Consider the following 16,095-nt stretch of genomic DNA (forward strand, 5'->3'; position numbering starts at 1 on the left):
GGGCGTGATGGTGATGGGCATGCCGTTGAACCGGCTGGCGGTGCCGCTGCTGGTGCTGCTGATCCTGGCGATGATGATCCTGCCGCTGCCGACCTTCATGCTCGATGTGCTGTTCACGCTCAACATCGCGCTGGCGATGATCGTGATGCTGGTGAGCCTGAACGCACGGCGGCCGCTGGATTTCTCGGTGTTTCCCACGGTGCTGCTGCTGACCACACTGCTGCGCCTGTCGCTCAACGTCGCGTCCACCCGCATCATCCTGATGGAGGGACACACCGGGCCAGACGCGGCGGGCAAGGTGATCGAATCCTTCGGCAACTTCCTGGTCGGCGGCAACTACGTCGTCGGCTTCGTGGTGTTCCTGATCCTGGTCATCATCAACTTCGTCGTCATCACCAAGGGCGCCGGGCGCATCGCCGAGGTGGCGGCACGCTTCACGCTGGACTCGATGCCGGGCAAGCAGCTGGCGGTGGACGCCGACCTCAACGCCGGCTTCATCAACGAGTCCGAAGCGCGCACCCGGCGTGCCGACATCGGGCGCGAAGCAGATTTCTATGGCGCGATGGACGGCGCCTCCAAGTTCGTGCGCGGCGACGCGATCGCCGGCATCATCATTCTGCTGGTGAATCTGGTCGGCGGCGTGCTGGTCGGGCTGTTCCAGCATGACCTGGGGCTGACCGAGGCGCTCGGGCGCTATGCGTTGCTGACCGTGGGCGACGGTCTGGTGACGCAGATTCCGGCGCTGATCATTTCGACCGCGGCGGGCATCGTGGTCAGCCGTGCGTCGAGCGAACAGGATCTGTCGCGCGAGTTTTCCACCCAGATTTTCGGCCGTCCGCAGACGCTGTTCATCGCCGCCGTCGTGCTGGGGGTACTGGGCCTGATTCCAGGCACGCCGCATCTGGCCTTTTTGACCATTGCCGTGGTGCTGGGCGGACTGGGGGGATGGCTGCTGCGACGCCAGCGTGCAGTGCTTGCGGACACGCCGCTGCTGGAACCGATCGAGGAGTTGCCCGCACCACTCGATGTCACCTGGGACGACATTCCGCCGGTCGACGTGCTGGCGCTCGAAGTCGGCTACCGGCTGATTCCGCTGGTCGACCGCAACCAGGGCGGCGCGGCGCTGGCGCGAATCACCGAGTCGCGCCGCCATTTTGCCGCCGACATGGGCCTGGTGGTGCCGCTCATTCGCGTGCGCGACAACCTCGAACTCAAGCCCAATAGTTATCGCATCACGCTCAAGGGCGTGGTCGTGGCACACGGCGAAATGCCGACCGGCCAGGTGCTGGCGGTGGATATGGGCGACGTGCTGGGCAAACTCGACGGCACGCCGGGCGCCGATCCGCTGACCGGGCTGCCGGGCATCTGGATCGAAGCCGGACGCGAGGAGGAAGCCGAATTGCGTGGCTTTGTGGTGCTGGAGCCGGCCGAGCTGATCGCGCGCCAGGTCGAGGCGGTGTTCCGCCAGCACGCGCCGGAGCTCCTCGGGCGCACCGAAGTGCAGCAGTTGCTCGACACGCTGGCGCGCACGCACCCGGGACTGGTCGAGGACGTGACGCCGCGTCATTTGCCGCTGACCACGGTGCAGACAGTGCTGCAGCAATTGATCGCGGAAAACGTCTCGATCCGCGACACCCGCACCCTGTTCGAAACGCTGGCGGCGCGCGCGCCCCGTAGCCAGGCCATCGACGAACTGCTGGAAACCGTGCGCGCCGCGCTCGGCCGCAGCATCGTCGACCGCCTGTTCGAGGGCAGCGATACGCTGCAGGTGATCGGGCTGGCGGCGGCGACCGAAGCCCGCCTGTTCAACGAAATGGGCGACGAAGGCGAAGCGCTGCTGAGTCCGCCCACGCTGGAGGCGCTGAACCAGGCCGCCGAGCGCGCGCTGGCCGAACAGGAAGGCGCCGGTTATCCACCGGTGCTGCTGACCTCGGCCGGTTTGCGCGCCGTGCTGTCGCGGCTGCTGCGGCGCAATCAGCCGCGGCTGGCGGTGATTGCCTACGCCGAGGTGCCTGCCGATAAAATGGTGCGGGTGAATACGGAACTGAGCATGGGAGAAGCGGCATGAGCGTACAGGTATTCGTCGCCGCGAATGCGCGTGAAGGGCTGGCGCGCGTTCGCCGCGAACTCGGCGACGACGCCGTGGTGCTGTCCACGCGACCGCATCCGCAGGGCGTCGAACTGGTGGCCAGCGCCTACGGTGATCTGACCGTGGCGGCGGCGGGTGAGGTGGCAGACAGCGCAAGCGGCTCGCGCATCCTGCACGAGCTGTCGCGGCTGCGCGGCATGTTGCAAAACCAGCTGGCCGGTTTTGCCTGGGGCGCGGGCCGGCGACGCGACCCGGTCCGGGTGGCGCTGCTGCAAACGCTGTTCGCCGCCGGCTTCGGCAGTGCGCTCGCCCGCACGCTGGCGGCGCGCCTGCCGCGCGGACTGGACACTGATGCCGCCCAACGCTGGCTGCGCCAGGTGCTGATCCGCAATCTGCCGCTGCTGGGACGCGATGCCGATCTGCTGGCGCGAGGCGGGCGTTACGCGCTGGTCGGCCCCACCGGCTCAGGCAAGACCACCACGCTCGCCAAGCTCGCCGCGCGCGCGGTCGATGTCCACGGCGCCGGCGCCGTGGCGCTGGTGGGCGCCGATACCTATCGCATCGGCGCGGCGGCGCAGCTTGGCGTGTATGCCGACCTGCTCGACGTGTCGCTGCATGTCGCGGACGATCCGGCCCGGCTGGCGCAGCTGCTGCCCGAGCTCGCGGCCAAAAAGCTGGTGCTGATCGATACCGCTGGCTTCGCGCCGAACGATCCGCGCACGCGTGACGTGCATGCGCTCGACGCGCTGGGGGTGCGCCGTATCGTCGTGATGTCCGCCGCCCAGCAGGGCGCGGCGATCGAGCAGGCGATGGCACACTTCGGCCAGGGCGCAGCCGCCTGCATCCTGACCAAGCTCGACGAAACCCCGCAGCCGGGGGCCGCGCTCGACAGCCTGATACGCCACCGCCTGCCGCTGGCGTATCTCAGCAGCGGCCAGCGGGTGCCGGAAGACCTGCACGCCCCCAATGCCGCCTATCTGATCGACCGCGCGCTGAAGGGCGGCCAGCTGGCCACCCCGTATGCACTCGACGCCGAGGACTGGCCGCTGTTTGCCGGCGTCGAGGCCGAGCGTACGGAACGTCGTGCAGGCTGACCAGGCGGCCGGACTGCGGCGGCGCAAGGCGCGCCAGCCGCTGCGCTGCATCCACGGTTTCTTCGAATCCCCTGACGCCAGCACCCGGCTGGCACACGCGCTGCACCGGCTGGGCCGGACCATCCTGCTGATCGATCTGAATGGCCGCCTGTTCGAGGCCGCCGCGCCGCGCAGCCTGTTCGACTGGAAGCGCCAGCTCGAACGCGGGCAGCTCCACGGGCTGCCGCAGGCCTATGGCGGCGGCTGGGTCGCGCCCGGCATGCCGGCCGATGAAGCGGGCTTGCGCGACAGGCTAACCGGTTACGACCCGGTGCTGTTCGATGCCGGCCGCCCGGACACCGCGCCTGCTCTGCTGGCCGGCGCAGTCCATGACGCCGTCGTCGAAATCGGCCGTAGCGATGAATCGATGCGCTACGCCTACGCGCTGATCAAGACACTGATGCAGCGGGGCGGCATCGCCCGTATCGGCCTGCTGGGCGATGCAGCGGCCTGCGAACAGGTGCAGGCCGCGTGTTGCCACTTTATCGGGCAGGCCATGACGAGCGTGCTTTTCGATGCGGCACGCGAAGATGCGCCATTTGCCGCGCTTGCCGTTAGAATGGCGGGCGACGAGACGCGCCCAGCGGCGCGCTCCCCAACAGAACGCTCAGGAAACATGGCCTTGAATCATGGCGGTTAAACCCTCGTCGCAAGACGAACAAGTCACCAAGTACGCACCGCTGGTCAAGCGCATCGCGTACCACATGATGGCGCGCCTGCCCGCCAGCGTCGAAGTCGACGACCTCATTCAGGTCGGGCTGATCGGCCTGCTGGACGCGGTCGGCCGCTTCGACGGCACCCAGGGTGCCCAGTTCGAATCCTATGCCACGCAGCGCATTCGCGGCGCCATGCTTGACGAGTTGCGCGAGGCCGACTGGCTGCCGCGCCACGTGCGCCAGAAATCACGCCAGATCGAATCGGCCATCCACCGGCTGGAGCAGCGCAACGGGAAGTCGCCCACCGAACAGGAAATTTCCGCCGAGCTGGGCATGCCGATCGACCAGTACCAGTCGATGCTGGGCGACGTGAAATGTTCGCAGCTGCTGTATTACGAGGACTTCTCGGATGAAGACAGCGCCAGTTTCCTCGAGCGCTATCTGGTCGACGGCAGCAACGACCCGCTCTCGGTGCTGGAGGATGCCGGCTTCCGCGAGGGCCTGATCGCCGCGATCCATCATCTGCCCGAGCGCGAGCGCAGCATGATGGGCATGTACTACGAGCAGGACATGAACCTGAAGGAAATCGGTGCCGTGCTCGGCGTGTCCGAATCGCGCGTGTGCCAGTTGCACTCGCAGGCCGTGGCGCGTCTGCGGGCCCAGCTGAAAATATGGAAAGACTGATGGCAGCAGCGCCCCGCAGGGCGGAACGCGAATAAATCCGCGATAATGACGGCTTGTTCATCCTGCTCGCATCGCCATCCATGAGCCAAGCCGACCTCAAGAAAAAAGCCCTCGCATACCACCGCCTGCCGAAACCCGGCAAGCTTTCGGTCGAATCGTCCAAGCCCTGTTCCACCCAGGAAGATCTGTCGCTCGCCTATACCCCCGGGGTGGCGCAGCCGGTGCTGGAAATCGCCCGCAATCCGAAGACGGCCTATGACTACACCAACAAGGGCAACCTGGTCGCGGTGATCACCGACGGCACCGCCATCCTCGGCCTTGGCAACCTCGGGCCGCTCGCCGCCAAGCCGGTGATGGAAGGCAAGGGCGTGCTGTTCAAGCAGTTCGCCGGCATCGACGTCTATGACATCGAAGTCAACGCGAAGACGCCGCAGGAATTCATCAAGGTGGTGGAAGCGATCGCCCCCACCTTCGGCGGTATCAACCTCGAGGACATCGCCGCGCCGCACTGCTTCGAGATCGAAGCCGCGCTGAAGAAGTCGCTCGACATCCCGGTGTTCCACGACGACCAGCACGGCACCGCAGTCATCATCTGCGCCGGCCTGATCAACGCGCTCCAGGTGCAGGGCAAGACGCTGGAAGCCGCGAAAATCGTCTGTCTGGGCGCCGGTGCGGCAGGCATCGCCTCGCTCAACCTGCTGGTCGCAATGGGCGCGAAAAAATCCAATATCCTGCTGGTCGATTCGAAGGGCGTGGTGCACAAGGGCCGCAGCGATCTCAACAGTTTTAAAAAGGCCTACGCGCGCCAGACCCAACTGCGCACGCTGGCCGATGCGATGACCGGGGCCGATGCCTTCATCGGCGTGTCGGGCGCCAACCTGGTCAGCCCGGCGATGGTGAAGTCCATGGCCGCCAAGCCGGTGGTGTTCGCGCTCGCCAACCCCAATCCGGAAATCCTGCCTGAGAAGGCCAAGGCCGCGCGCAGCGACCTGATCATGGCGACCGGACGCTCGGATTACCCCAACCAGGTCAACAACGTGCTGGGTTTCCCCTTCATCTTCCGCGGCGCGCTCGACGCGCGCGCGAAGCAGATCACCGAAGCCATGCTGATCGCCGCGGTGCATGCACTGGCCGGACTGGCGCGCGAGCGGGTGCCGGCTACGGTGCTGAAGGCCTACAAGCTCACCCAGCTGAAATTCGGCCCCGACTACATCCTGCCCAAACCCTTCGATCCGCGTCTGGCGCAGCGAGTGCCGCAGGCGGTGGCGAAGGCGGCCACGGTCAAGCCGAAGAACGCCACGGGCAAGACAACCAGGGCGAAAAAAGCTGCCGTGAAAAAAGTCGCGATGAAGAAAACTGTGACGAAGAAAACTACAGCAAAGAAAACCACAGCTAAAAAAGCCGTGGCGAAAAAAACCCCGGTGCCCACCCGGCGCCGTTAAGCCTACGCTCCCCCGACACGGAACTGAGCCTTGAAGCCCGCCGCGCGCCCCGTTTATCTCGATCTGCGCCGCATTCATTTGCCGCTTCCCGGCTGGGTGTCGATCCTGCATCGGGTGTCGGGTGCGCTGCTGTTCCTTGCCTTGCCGCTGGGCGTGTGGGCATTGTCGGTGTCGCTGGCGGATGAGGCGGGGTTTCAGCGCCTTGCCGATGGCCTGGCGCATCCGGTGGCCCGGTTGGCGCTGCTGGGCTTGATCTGGGCATGTGCGCATCATCTGTTGGCGGGCGTGCGGCATCTGGCGATGGATACGGACTGGGGGGTCGACTTGAAATCCGCGCGGCGGAGCAGCCTCATCGTGCTGCTCGCCAGCGGGCTGCTCACACTGCTGGCTGCCTGGAGGCTGTTCGCATGAAATCGACCGCCGGCGCGCATACCGGCACCGGCACCTGGCTGGTGCAGCGCGCCTCGGCGGTGGTGCTGGCGCTGGCCTTGCCCGGGCTGGCGCTGTACGTGCTGGCCGCGTTCCCGCTCGACTTCAACGGCTGGCAGGCGCTGTTCGCGCCGCTGTGGCTGCGCGTGCTGATGCTGCTGACGGCAGCGGCACTGGCGCTGCACGCCTGGGTGGGGATGCGCGACATCTTCATGGACTACGTGCGTTCGACCGGCCTGCGCCTCGCGCTGCTGCTGGCAGTGATCGTCGTCCTCGCGGGCAGCGTCGTCTGGCTCGCCGCCACGTTATGGAGCCCGGCATGATCACGCGCCGCTTCGATGCGCTGATCATCGGCGGCGGCGGCGCGGGTCTGCGTGCGGCGCTGCAGCTGGCGCGGTCCGACTACACCGTCGCGGTGGTGTCGAAAGTCTTCCCCACGCGCTCGCACACGGTGTCGGCGCAGGGCGGCATCACCGCCGCGCTCGCCAACGTCGACGACGATCGCTGGGAATGGCACATGTACGACACGGTCAAGGGCGGCGACTGGCTGGGCGACCAGGACGCGATCGAGTTCATGTGCCGCGAGGCCGCCACGGCCGTCTACGAACTCGAACACATGGGGCTGCCGTTTTCGCGGCTGGACAACGGCAAGATCTACCAGCGTCCCTTCGGCGGCCAGTCGAAGAACTTCGGCGGCGAGCAGGCCACCCGCACCTGCGCTGCCGCCGACCGCACTGGCCACGCGCTGCTGCACACGCTCTATCAGCAGAACATCGCCCACCGCACCCAGTTCTTCGACGAGTACTTCGCACTCGACCTGGTGCGCGACGCCGACGGCTACTGCCTTGGCGTGACGGCCATGTCCATCGAAACTGGCGAGCCGCTGCTGATCGAGGCGCGCACCACGCTCTTGGCCACCGGCGGGGCAGGGCGGGTGTTCTGGAACAGCAGCAACGCCATGATCAACACCGGCGACGGCCTCGGCATGGTGCTGCGCGCAGGACTGCCGTTGCAGGACATGGAGTTCTGGCAGTTCCACCCGACCGGGATTGCCGGGGTCGGCTGTCTGATCACCGAAGGCGTGCGCGGCGAGGGCGGCTATCTATTGAATAAAAATGGCGAGCGCTTCATGGAACGCTACGCTCCGCACGCCAAGGACCTCGCCGGACGCGATGTGGTCGCGCGTGCCATCGCCATCGAAATCGCCGAAGGCCGCGGTTGTGGTCCGCAAGCCGACTTTATCGACCTCAAGCTCGACCATCTGGGCGAGGCGCTCATCGCCGAGAAGCTGCCCGGCATTCGCGACCTCTCGATCCGCTTCGCCGGCGTCGACCCGGCCAAGGGGCCGATTCCGGTCGCACCCACCGCGCATTACATGATGGGTGGCATCCCCACCAACCTGCACGGCCAGGTCGTCGCGCCCGCGCGCTTCGGGCCCGAGGAACCGGTGCCGGGTCTGTATGCCGTCGGCGAATGCGCCTGTGTTTCGGTACACGGCGCCAACCGCCTCGGCGGCAACTCGCTGCTCGACCTGATCGTGTTCGGCCGCGCTGCGGGCAAACACATGCAGGACTATCTGCGCGACAACCCCTATCCGCGCCCGCTGCCCGAAGCGGCAGCCGACGCCAGCCTGGCGCGGCTCGCCCGCTGGGACCGCCCCGGCAGCGAGCGCGTGGCGGCGATCTCCGATGACTTGCGGCGCATGATGCAGGCGCATGCCGGCGTGTTCCGCACCGACGCGGTCTTGCGCGAAGGGCTGGAAAAATTGAATGCGCTGGAAGCACGGTTGACGCACGCCGGCTTGCAGGACACCAGTCGCGTCTTCAACACGGCACGGATCGAAGCGCTGGAACTGGAAAACCTGATCGGCGTGGCGCGCGCCACACTAGTGTCGGCGATCCACCGCACCGAGAGCCGCGGTGCGCATACGCGCGAGGATTTTCCTGCGCGCGACGACGAAAACTGGCTCAAGCACACGCTGTATTCGCGTGAGGGTGATCAGGTGGATGCCAAGCCGGTGCGGCTGAAGCCGCTGACGGTGGAATCGATCAAGCCGAAGGAGAGGGTGTATTGATGGTCTCTTCGCATTTAACTGTTCCGATGCTGGGGCTTCGCTTTTCGCCTGCGGGCGAGTCACTTTCTTTTGCGTGGCCAAAAGAAAGTAACCAAAGAAAAGGCCACCCCTGGTGTGTCGGCCTTCGGCTCCCCTGCGATGCTCGCCACCCGAGGCGGGGCTGGAACTCGCCCTGGCAGGGCACACACAACGTGCCCTGCTGCGGAGCTCAGACACCCAGCCCCTTTTCCCCTCGGGCGGCTGCGCTTCTCGGCGACACACAAGGGGCACCTGATCAGACGCCAGTGCTAGGACATGTGGGCTCAGTAAGCGCGAACGGTCGGTTTTTGTCCCCTTCAGCGCTGCCGATTTGGCGCGTGCGGGCGGGGAAAAAGCGGAACCGTGTCCGAGCTCCGCAGCAAGGCACGTTTTGTGTGCCTTGCCAGGGCGAGTTGGTGGAGCGCCCGCACGCGCGCGCCAAATCGGGAACCCGCAGGGCAGCGATGTGGGGTCGCCTTTTCTTTGGTTACTTTCTTTTGGCGAAGCAAAAGAAAGTAACTCGCCCAAAGGCGAAAAGCGAAGCCGTCGCGCATGCATGGTATTCGCAGAGGGCAGCACTATGAAATTCCGCCTCTACCGCTACTCCCCAGAATCCGGCGAAAAGCCCACCATGCAGGACGTCGAACTCGACATCGAACCCGCCGGCAAGATGCTGCTCGACGCGCTGTTGGCGATCAAGGCGCAGGATGAAACTCTGAGCCTGCGCCGCTCCTGCCGCGAGGGCGTGTGCGGCTCGGATGCGGTGAACGTCAACGGCAAGAACCGGCTGGCGTGCATCACGCCGCTGACCGAACTGCAGGAGCCGATCGAAGTGCGGCCGCTGCCCGGGCTGCCGGTGATCCGCGACCTGATCGTGGACATGGAGCCGTTCTACAAGCAGTACCGTTCGATCAAGCCGTGGCTGATCAACGACGCGCCCGAGCCGGAGGTCGAGCGGCTGCAAAGTCCTGACGACCGCGCGCTACTCGACGGCGCCTACGAGTGCATCCTGTGTGCCTGCTGCACCACCTCGTGTCCGTCGTTCTGGTGGAATCCGGACACCTTCGTCGGCCCCGCGGGGCTGTTGCAGGCCTATCGTTTCATTGCCGATTCGCGCGACGAGGCGACCGCCGCGCGGCTCGACAACCTGGAAGACCCCTACAGGCTCTATCGCTGCCGCGGCATCATGAATTGCGTCGACGCCTGCCCCAAGGGGCTGAATCCGACCGCGGCGATCGGGCGCATCAAGTCGCTGCTGGTGAAACGTCGTGTCTGATCGACTGGCCTGGCGCTGCCGCCGCGGCTTGCTCGAGCTGGATCTCTGGCTGGGTGGCTTTCTGGACGCGCACCGCGCTACACTTCAGCCTGGCGAGGTCGCCGCGCTGGAGCGGCTGCTGGGCCTGTCGGACATGGACCTGCTCGACAGGCTGCAAGGCCGGTCGCCTGCGGGCGATGCCGCTCTTGCCGCGCTGATTGAACGCCTGCAAGAATACCGGGCAGCAACATTACTGGAATCACAATGAAAAAAACCGTTACCCTCACCTTCAGCGACGGCAGTCCGTCGATCGAGCTGCCGATTCAGCAGGGCACCTATGGCAAGCCGGTCATCGACATTCGCGCGCTCGGCACGCACGGCTATTTCACCCATGACCCCGGCTTTACCGCGACGTCGAGCTGCAACTCGGCGATCACCTATATCGACGGCGACGAGGGCCTGCTGTATTACCGCGGCTATCCGATCGAGGAACTGGCCTACCAATCGGACTACATGGAAGTCTGCTACCTGCTGATCCACGGCGAACTGCCGACGGTCGAGCAGAAGGAAACGTTCGAGACATCGATCCGCCATCACACCCTGCTGCACGACCAGATGGAAAACGTGTTCCGCGGTTTTCGCCGCAGCGCGCATCCGATGGCGGTGATGATCGGCGTCACCGGTGCGATGTCGGCCTTCTATCACAAGGGCCTGGACAACTTCGATCCGAAGCATCGCGAGATTGTCGCGCACCGGTTGATCGCCAAGGTGCCGACGGTGGCGGCGTGGGCCTACAAGTTCAACGAGGGACAGCCCTTCGTCTACCCGCAGAACCGGCTTTCGTATGCCGAGAACTTCATGCACATGATGTTCTCGACGCCGTGCGCGCCCTACGAGCCGAACCCGGTGCTGGCGCGCGCGCTCGACCGTATTTTCATCCTGCACGCCGATCACGAGCAGAACGCGTCGACCTCGACCGTGCGCCTGGCCGGTTCCAGTGGCGCCAATCCTTATGCCTGCATCGCCAGCGGCATGGCCTCGCTGTGGGGTCCGCTGCACGGCGGCGCCAACGAGGCCGTGCTGCAGATGTTGGAGGAGATGGACGACGTCTCCAAGATCCCCGGCTTCATCAAGCGCGCCAAGGACAAGTCCGATCCGTTCCGCCTGATGGGCTTCGGTCACCGCATCTACAAGAACATGGACCCGCGTGCCGCGATCATCCGCCAGACCTGCTACGAGGTGCTGGACGAGCTCGGCCTGCGCGACGATCCGCAGTTCAAGATCGCGCTGGAGCTCGAGCGCATCGCGCTGGAAGACGACTACTTCATCGAGAAGAAGCTCTATCCCAACGTCGATTTCTATTCCGGCATCATCTTCCGTGCACTCGGCATTCCCCCGAGCATGTTCACCGCGCTGTTCGCGATGGCGCGCACCGCCGGCTGGGTCGCGCAGTGGCACGAAATGCTGTCCGATCCGGCGCACAAGATCGGCCGGCCGCGTCAGCTCTATACCGGTTCGGCGCGGCGCGATTTTGTGCCGATCGACCAGCGCGGGACCTGAGCCCAAACCCATCCATGAGCGCGCCTGACTGGTCCCGGACGTCCCCGCTGTATGCCGGCAATGCCGCCTACCTGGAACAGTTCGGCGACGCGGCGCTGGCGCCCTGGCTGGCGCAGCCGATGCCGGGTCCGGCCGGCGCAACCGATGCCGCGCAGGTGTCGGTGCTGCGCCTCATCAATGCCTACCGCTACCTGGGAGTACGGCAGGCGGAACTCGATCCGCTGCGGCGTTTCGAGCCGCCGCCCACGCCCGAACTCGACCCCGCGCACTACGGCCTGACCGAGGCCGACCTCGCGCGCGAATTCGAAACCGGTTCGCTGTGCGGCGTCGACCGCACCACGCTGGCCGACATCCTGCAGCGCGTGCGCGGCGCCTACTGCGGTCATGTTGGCATCGAATACATGCACATCACCGACGTGGCGCGCAAACGCTGGCTGCAGGAGCGCATCGAATCGGCGCAAGGCCACTTCGGCGTCTCGGCCGACCTCAAGAAACAGCTGCTCAAGCGCCTGACCGACGCCGAGACGCTGGAGAAATTCCTGCACACCCAGCACGTGGGGCAGAAGCGTTTTTCGCTCGAAGGCGGCGAGAGCCTGATTCCGCTGCTCGACCAGGTGATCGAACGCTGCGCCCGCCACGGCGCCAAGGAAGTCGTGCTGGGCATGGCGCATCGCGGACGCATCAACGTGCTGGTCAACATCATGCGGCGCACTGTGAGCAGCCTCTACGAGGAGCCGGCGAACGGCTGTCCCGGCTCGCCACTGTCGGGCGACGTCAAATACCACCAGGGCTTTTCCACCGACATCAGCACCGAATACGGTCCGGTCCATCTGGCGCTGGCGTTCAATCCCTCGCACCTCGAGATCGTGCATCCGGTGGTGCGCGGCTCGGTGCGTGCGCGTCAGGACCGGCGCGGCGACGTGCTCGGCTACGAAGTGGTGCCGGTGATCCTGCATGGCGACGCCGCGCTGTCGGGGCAGGGCGTGGTGATGGAAAGCCTCAACATGTCGCAGACGCGCGGCTTCAGGAATGGCGGCGCGATCCATGTGGTGATCAACAACCAGATTGGCTTCACCACCTCGGACCCGCGCGACGTACGCTCGACACTGTACTGCACCGATGTGGCCAAGATGGTCGAGGCGCCGGTGCTGCACGTCAACGGCGACGACCCCGAAGCGGTGGCTTATGCAGTCCAGACCGCGGTGGATTTCCGCTACACCTTCCACAAGAACTGTTTCATCGACCTGGTGTGCTACCGCCGCCACGGCCACAACGAGCAGGACGAACCGCTCGCCACCCAGCCGATGATGTATCGCCGCATCCAGGCGCATCCCAGCACGCGCGTGCTGTATGCGCAGCGCCTGGTCGACGAGGGCGTGCTGACGCAGGCGCAGGCGGACGACCTGGTGGACATTTGCCGCGAGCGGCTGGAGCACGGTCAGCCGCTCGGCACCCCCGCCCTGTCCAGTTTCAAGGCGACCTTCGGCGTCGACTGGGGACGCTTCAAGGACAACGCGGCCGCCGAGGTGCCGACCGCGATCTCGGCCACGCGGCTGGATTTTCTGGGTGAGCGCATCACCACGCTGCAGCAGGATGTCGAATTGCATTCGCGGGTGCAGAAGGTGCTCGACGACCGCATCCGCATGCGCGCGGGCGAGCTGCCGCTCGACTGGGGCTACGCCGAGAACCTCGCCTACGCCAGCCTGCTCGATGCAGGCCACAACGTGCGTCTGTCCGGGCAGGACTCGGCGCGCGGCACCTTCTTCCATCGCCACGCGGTGTGGCACGACCAGAAGCGTGAGCGCCGCCAAAGCGGCGTCTATATCCCGCTCGAACACATCCACGATCGGCAGGGCAATTTCACCGTTATCGATTCGCTGCTGTCGGAGGAAGCGGTGCTGGCCTTCGAATACGGCTACGCGACCGCCGATCCCGACACCCTGGTGATCTGGGAAGCACAGTTTGGCGACTTCGCCAACGGCGCGCAGGTGGTGATCGACCAGTTCATTGCCGGCGGCGAGGCCAAGTGGGGTCGCCTGTGCGGACTGGTGATGCTGCTGCCGCATGGCTTTGAAGGGCAGGGGCCGGAGCATTCCTCGGCCCGGCTCGAACGCTACCTGCAGCTGTGCGCACAGGAGAACATCCAGGTCTGCGTACCGACCCTGCCGGCGCAGATGTTCCACCTGCTGCGCCGGCAGATCGTGCGGCCGTCGCGCAAGCCGCTGGTGGTGCTGACGCCGAAGAGTCTGCTGCGCCATCCGAGCTCGACCTCGTCGCTGGCGGATTTGAGCGAAGGCGCATTCCTGCCGGTCATCGACGATCCGCGCGCGCCGCGCACGGCGAAGCGTGTGGTGGCCTGCAGCGGGCGGGTCTGGTTCGATCTCGACTCGACGCGCATCGCGCGCGGCCTTGACGACGTTGCGCTGGTGCGCGTGGAGCAGCTTTACCCCTTTCCCGAGCAGGCGTTTCGCGCCGTGCTGGCCGCCTATCCAGAGGCCGACACCTTCGTCTGGGCGCAGGAAGAACCGATGAACCAGGGCGCGTGGTTCCAGACGCTGCACCATCTGAATCACTGCGCACCCGGCGGCTGCCGCTTCCACTACGCCGGACGCCCGCCAGCCGCGGCGCCGGCGTCGGGCTACACCTCGCGCCACCGGGCGGAACTGGAAGCCCTGCTGAACGATGCGCTGGAGACCGTTTATGAAAATTGAAGTGCGCGTGCCGACCCTGTCCGACTCGGTGGCCAGCGGTACTCTGCTGCCGTGGCGCAAGATCGTCGGCGAGACGGTCGCGCGCGACGAGACCCTGGTCGACCTGGAAACCGACAAGGTGATCCTGGAAATCCCCGCGCCGGCGTCCGGCACCGTAATCGAAGTCATGCAGCCGGAAGGCGCGGTGGTGAAGGCCGGCGAAGTGGTCGCGGTGATCGAGACCGGTGAGAGCGCTGCCGTTGCGGCGCCGGCCGTCGAGAAGAACGCGCCAGCGGCAACGCGCAAGACGCGGACTGCCGCGCCGCCGCCCGTCGCGGCGCCGGCAGCGCCTGTGGTGCCGCTGCCCACGGCCGCGCCTGTCGTGTCGGCCGCGGCGCCGGGTGAACATCTTCACCCGGCGAACGTCATGCCCCAATCGACCAAACGCGAGCCGATGTCGCGGTTGCGCCAGCGGGTGGCCGAGCGCCTGGTCGCGGCACAGCATACCGCCGCCATGCTCACCACCTTCAACGAGGTGAACATGCAGCCGGTGAACGAACTGCGCCAGCGCTACAAGGCCGAGTTCGAGGTCAGGCACGGCGTCAAGCTGGGCTACATGTCCTTCTTTGTGCGCGCGGTGTGCCAGGCGATGCAGCAGTTTCCGATCGTCAACGCCGCCATCGACGGCAACGACATCGTGTGGCAGGACGATGTCGACATCGGCATCGCCATTTCCAGTCCGCGCGGGCTGGTGGTGCCGATTTTGCGCCGCGCGCAGACGCTGTCGTCGGCCGAGATCGAGCTGGCCATCGCCGACTTCGCCCAGCGTGCGCGCGCGAGCCGGCTCACGCTCGAGGACCTGTCCGGCGGCAGCTTCTCGATCACCAATGGCGGTGTGTTCGGCTCGCTGCTGTCCACGCCCATTCTCAATCCGCCGCAGTCGGCCATCCTCGGCATGCACACCATTCAGGAACGCCCGGTGGCTGAGAACGGCCAGGTGGTGATCCGTCCGATGATGTACCTGGCGCTGACCTACGATCACCGGCTGATCGATGGGCGCGACGCGGTACAATTTCTGGTGGCGGTGAAGGCCGCGCTGGAAGCGCCGGATGCGCTGCTGCCGGCCCCCTGATCCGGCCCTCACGATGAACGCATCCGCCCCGCAGCAAAACGTCCCGCCATCCTCGCCCGATAACCTGGTCGAGATCAGCGACCTGCATTTCGCGTTCGAGCAGAATCAGGTGCTCAAGGGGGTCAATCTCGCTATCCCGCGCGGCAAGCTGGTCGCCATCCTCGGCGTCAGCGGCTGCGGCAAGACCACGCTGCTGCGGCACATCGGCGGCCAGCTGAAGCCGGCGCGCGGCGAGGTGACGTTCGACGGCCAGGTGGTGCACACGCTCGGCAACAATGCGCTCTACGCGATGCGGCGCAAGATGGGCATGATGTTCCAGGTCAGCGGGCTGTTCAGCGACCTCTCGGTGTTCGACAACATCGCGTATCCGATCCGCGAGCATACCGACCTGCCGGAAGACGTCGTCCGCGACCTGGTGCTGATGAAGCTCGATGCCGTGGGCCTGCGCGGCGCACGTGACCTGATGACCGGCGAGCTGTCGGGCGGCATGGAGCGCCGCGTGGCGCTGGCCCGCGCGATCGCGCTCGACCCGATGCTGATCATGTACGACGAGCCCTTCGCCGGGCTCGACCCGATTTCGCTCAACACCGTTGCCAGCCTGATCCGTACGCTCAACGATGCGCTCGGCCTGACCTCGATCGTGGTGACCTACGATGTCTCGGAGTCGCTCAAGGTCGCCGACTACGTTTATTTCATTCATGACGGCGTCGTGGTGGCGGAAGGCGAAGCCGCGGCCATGGCCGATTCGCGCGACCCCTTCGTGCACCAGTTCGTCCATGCCAAGCCGGATGGCCCGGTGGCTTTCCAGTATCCCAGCCGCCCCTACTCAGAAGCGCTGGACCTCCCTCCGACCCCACCCTGACCCCCTGATCAAGCCTGCCAGACGGCGCACTGCGCGCCGCGGCAGGTTTCAGTTAAGCCCGTAACAGCCGT

General features: G+C 66.1%; 14 protein-coding genes. All 14 read left to right on the top strand.

What is annotated here, in order from left to right:
- The first annotated feature begins 13 nt into the window (after window positions 1–13).
- The 14 genes from flhA to Q8R61_RS02050 all read left to right on the top strand — a co-directional run bounded on the left by flhA (window position 14) and on the right by Q8R61_RS02050 (window position 16,024).
- The gene (gene flhA / locus Q8R61_RS01985; RefSeq protein WP_305533898.1) at window positions 14–2,068 is read left to right on the top strand and encodes a flagellar biosynthesis protein FlhA; all 2,055 of its coding nucleotides are present in this window, start codon (window positions 14–16) and stop codon (window positions 2,066–2,068) included.
- The gene (gene flhF / locus Q8R61_RS01990) at window positions 2,065–3,183 is read left to right on the top strand and encodes a flagellar biosynthesis protein FlhF (protein WP_305533662.1); all 1,119 of its coding nucleotides are present in this window, start codon (window positions 2,065–2,067) and stop codon (window positions 3,181–3,183) included. Before flhA ends, flhF begins: the two co-directional genes overlap by 4 nt.
- Entirely contained in the window at window positions 3,173–3,862 is a 690-nt protein-coding gene (locus tag Q8R61_RS01995) for a hypothetical protein (protein WP_305533664.1), read from the top strand. Before flhF ends, Q8R61_RS01995 begins: the two co-directional genes overlap by 11 nt.
- Window positions 3,852–4,562 (top strand): RNA polymerase sigma factor FliA, encoded by a 711-nt coding sequence (locus tag Q8R61_RS02000; protein ID WP_305533666.1) that lies wholly within the window; start codon window positions 3,852–3,854, stop codon window positions 4,560–4,562. The genes Q8R61_RS01995 and Q8R61_RS02000 overlap by 11 nt, the downstream gene beginning before the upstream one ends.
- Before the next feature lie 80 nt (window positions 4,563–4,642).
- Entirely contained in the window at window positions 4,643–6,004 is a 1,362-nt protein-coding gene (locus Q8R61_RS02005) for a malic enzyme-like NAD(P)-binding protein (RefSeq protein ID WP_305533668.1), read from the top strand.
- A 30-nt stretch (window positions 6,005–6,034) separates the two neighbouring features.
- A complete protein-coding gene (sdhC, locus tag Q8R61_RS02010; protein ID WP_305533670.1) occupies window positions 6,035–6,415 on the top strand; it encodes a succinate dehydrogenase, cytochrome b556 subunit in 381 nt (126 codons plus the stop codon).
- Window positions 6,412–6,756 (top strand): succinate dehydrogenase, hydrophobic membrane anchor protein, encoded by a 345-nt coding sequence (gene sdhD, locus Q8R61_RS02015; protein ID WP_305533672.1) that lies wholly within the window; start codon window positions 6,412–6,414, stop codon window positions 6,754–6,756. Before sdhC ends, sdhD begins: the two co-directional genes overlap by 4 nt.
- Complete coding sequence (gene sdhA / locus Q8R61_RS02020) at window positions 6,753–8,507, top strand: succinate dehydrogenase flavoprotein subunit (RefSeq protein ID WP_305533674.1); 1,755 nt, start codon at window positions 6,753–6,755, stop codon at window positions 8,505–8,507. The genes sdhD and sdhA overlap by 4 nt, the downstream gene beginning before the upstream one ends.
- 598 nt (window positions 8,508–9,105) lie before the next feature.
- The gene (locus Q8R61_RS02025) at window positions 9,106–9,801 is read left to right on the top strand and encodes a succinate dehydrogenase iron-sulfur subunit (protein ID WP_305533676.1); all 696 of its coding nucleotides are present in this window, start codon (window positions 9,106–9,108) and stop codon (window positions 9,799–9,801) included.
- Window positions 9,794–10,048, top strand: coding sequence for a succinate dehydrogenase assembly factor 2 (locus Q8R61_RS02030; protein ID WP_305533678.1), 255 nt, complete (start codon window positions 9,794–9,796; stop codon window positions 10,046–10,048). Before Q8R61_RS02025 ends, Q8R61_RS02030 begins: the two co-directional genes overlap by 8 nt.
- Entirely contained in the window at window positions 10,045–11,340 is a 1,296-nt protein-coding gene (gltA, locus tag Q8R61_RS02035; RefSeq protein ID WP_305533680.1) for a citrate synthase, read from the top strand. Before Q8R61_RS02030 ends, gltA begins: the two co-directional genes overlap by 4 nt.
- Before the next feature lie 14 nt (window positions 11,341–11,354).
- Window positions 11,355–14,051, top strand: coding sequence for a 2-oxoglutarate dehydrogenase E1 component (locus Q8R61_RS02040; protein WP_305533682.1), 2,697 nt, complete (start codon window positions 11,355–11,357; stop codon window positions 14,049–14,051).
- Complete coding sequence (sucB, locus tag Q8R61_RS02045; protein ID WP_305533684.1) at window positions 14,041–15,162, top strand: dihydrolipoyllysine-residue succinyltransferase; 1,122 nt, start codon at window positions 14,041–14,043, stop codon at window positions 15,160–15,162. The genes Q8R61_RS02040 and sucB overlap by 11 nt, the downstream gene beginning before the upstream one ends.
- Before the next feature lie 13 nt (window positions 15,163–15,175).
- Window positions 15,176–16,024 (top strand): ABC transporter ATP-binding protein, encoded by an 849-nt coding sequence (locus tag Q8R61_RS02050; RefSeq protein WP_305533686.1) that lies wholly within the window; start codon window positions 15,176–15,178, stop codon window positions 16,022–16,024.
- The last annotated feature ends 71 nt before the right edge of the window (window positions 16,025–16,095 follow it).

The organism is Thiobacillus sp. (genome assembly GCF_030696885.1).
Taxonomy (GTDB): Bacteria; Pseudomonadota; Gammaproteobacteria; order Burkholderiales; family Thiobacillaceae; genus Thiobacillus.

Bases quoted from the DNA above. Each gene is read 5' to 3' on its own strand.
- flhA (WP_305533898.1), top strand. From the start codon at position 14: ATGGGCATGCCGTTGAACCGGCTGGCGGTGCCGCTGCTGGTGCTGCTG.
- flhF (WP_305533662.1), top strand. From the start codon at position 2,065: ATGAGCGTACAGGTATTCGTCGCCGCGAATGCGCGTGAAGGGCTGGCG.
- Q8R61_RS02000 (WP_305533666.1), top strand. From the start codon at position 3,852: ATGGCGGTTAAACCCTCGTCGCAAGACGAACAAGTCACCAAGTACGCA.
- Q8R61_RS02005 (WP_305533668.1), top strand. From the start codon at position 4,643: ATGAGCCAAGCCGACCTCAAGAAAAAAGCCCTCGCATACCACCGCCTG.
- sdhD (WP_305533672.1), top strand. From the start codon at position 6,412: ATGAAATCGACCGCCGGCGCGCATACCGGCACCGGCACCTGGCTGGTG.
- sdhA (WP_305533674.1), top strand. From the start codon at position 6,753: ATGATCACGCGCCGCTTCGATGCGCTGATCATCGGCGGCGGCGGCGCG.
- Q8R61_RS02025 (WP_305533676.1), top strand. From the start codon at position 9,106: ATGAAATTCCGCCTCTACCGCTACTCCCCAGAATCCGGCGAAAAGCCC.
- gltA (WP_305533680.1), top strand. From the start codon at position 10,045: ATGAAAAAAACCGTTACCCTCACCTTCAGCGACGGCAGTCCGTCGATC.
- Q8R61_RS02040 (WP_305533682.1), top strand. From the start codon at position 11,355: ATGAGCGCGCCTGACTGGTCCCGGACGTCCCCGCTGTATGCCGGCAAT.
- sucB (WP_305533684.1), top strand. From the start codon at position 14,041: ATGAAAATTGAAGTGCGCGTGCCGACCCTGTCCGACTCGGTGGCCAGC.
- Q8R61_RS02050 (WP_305533686.1), top strand. From the start codon at position 15,176: ATGAACGCATCCGCCCCGCAGCAAAACGTCCCGCCATCCTCGCCCGAT.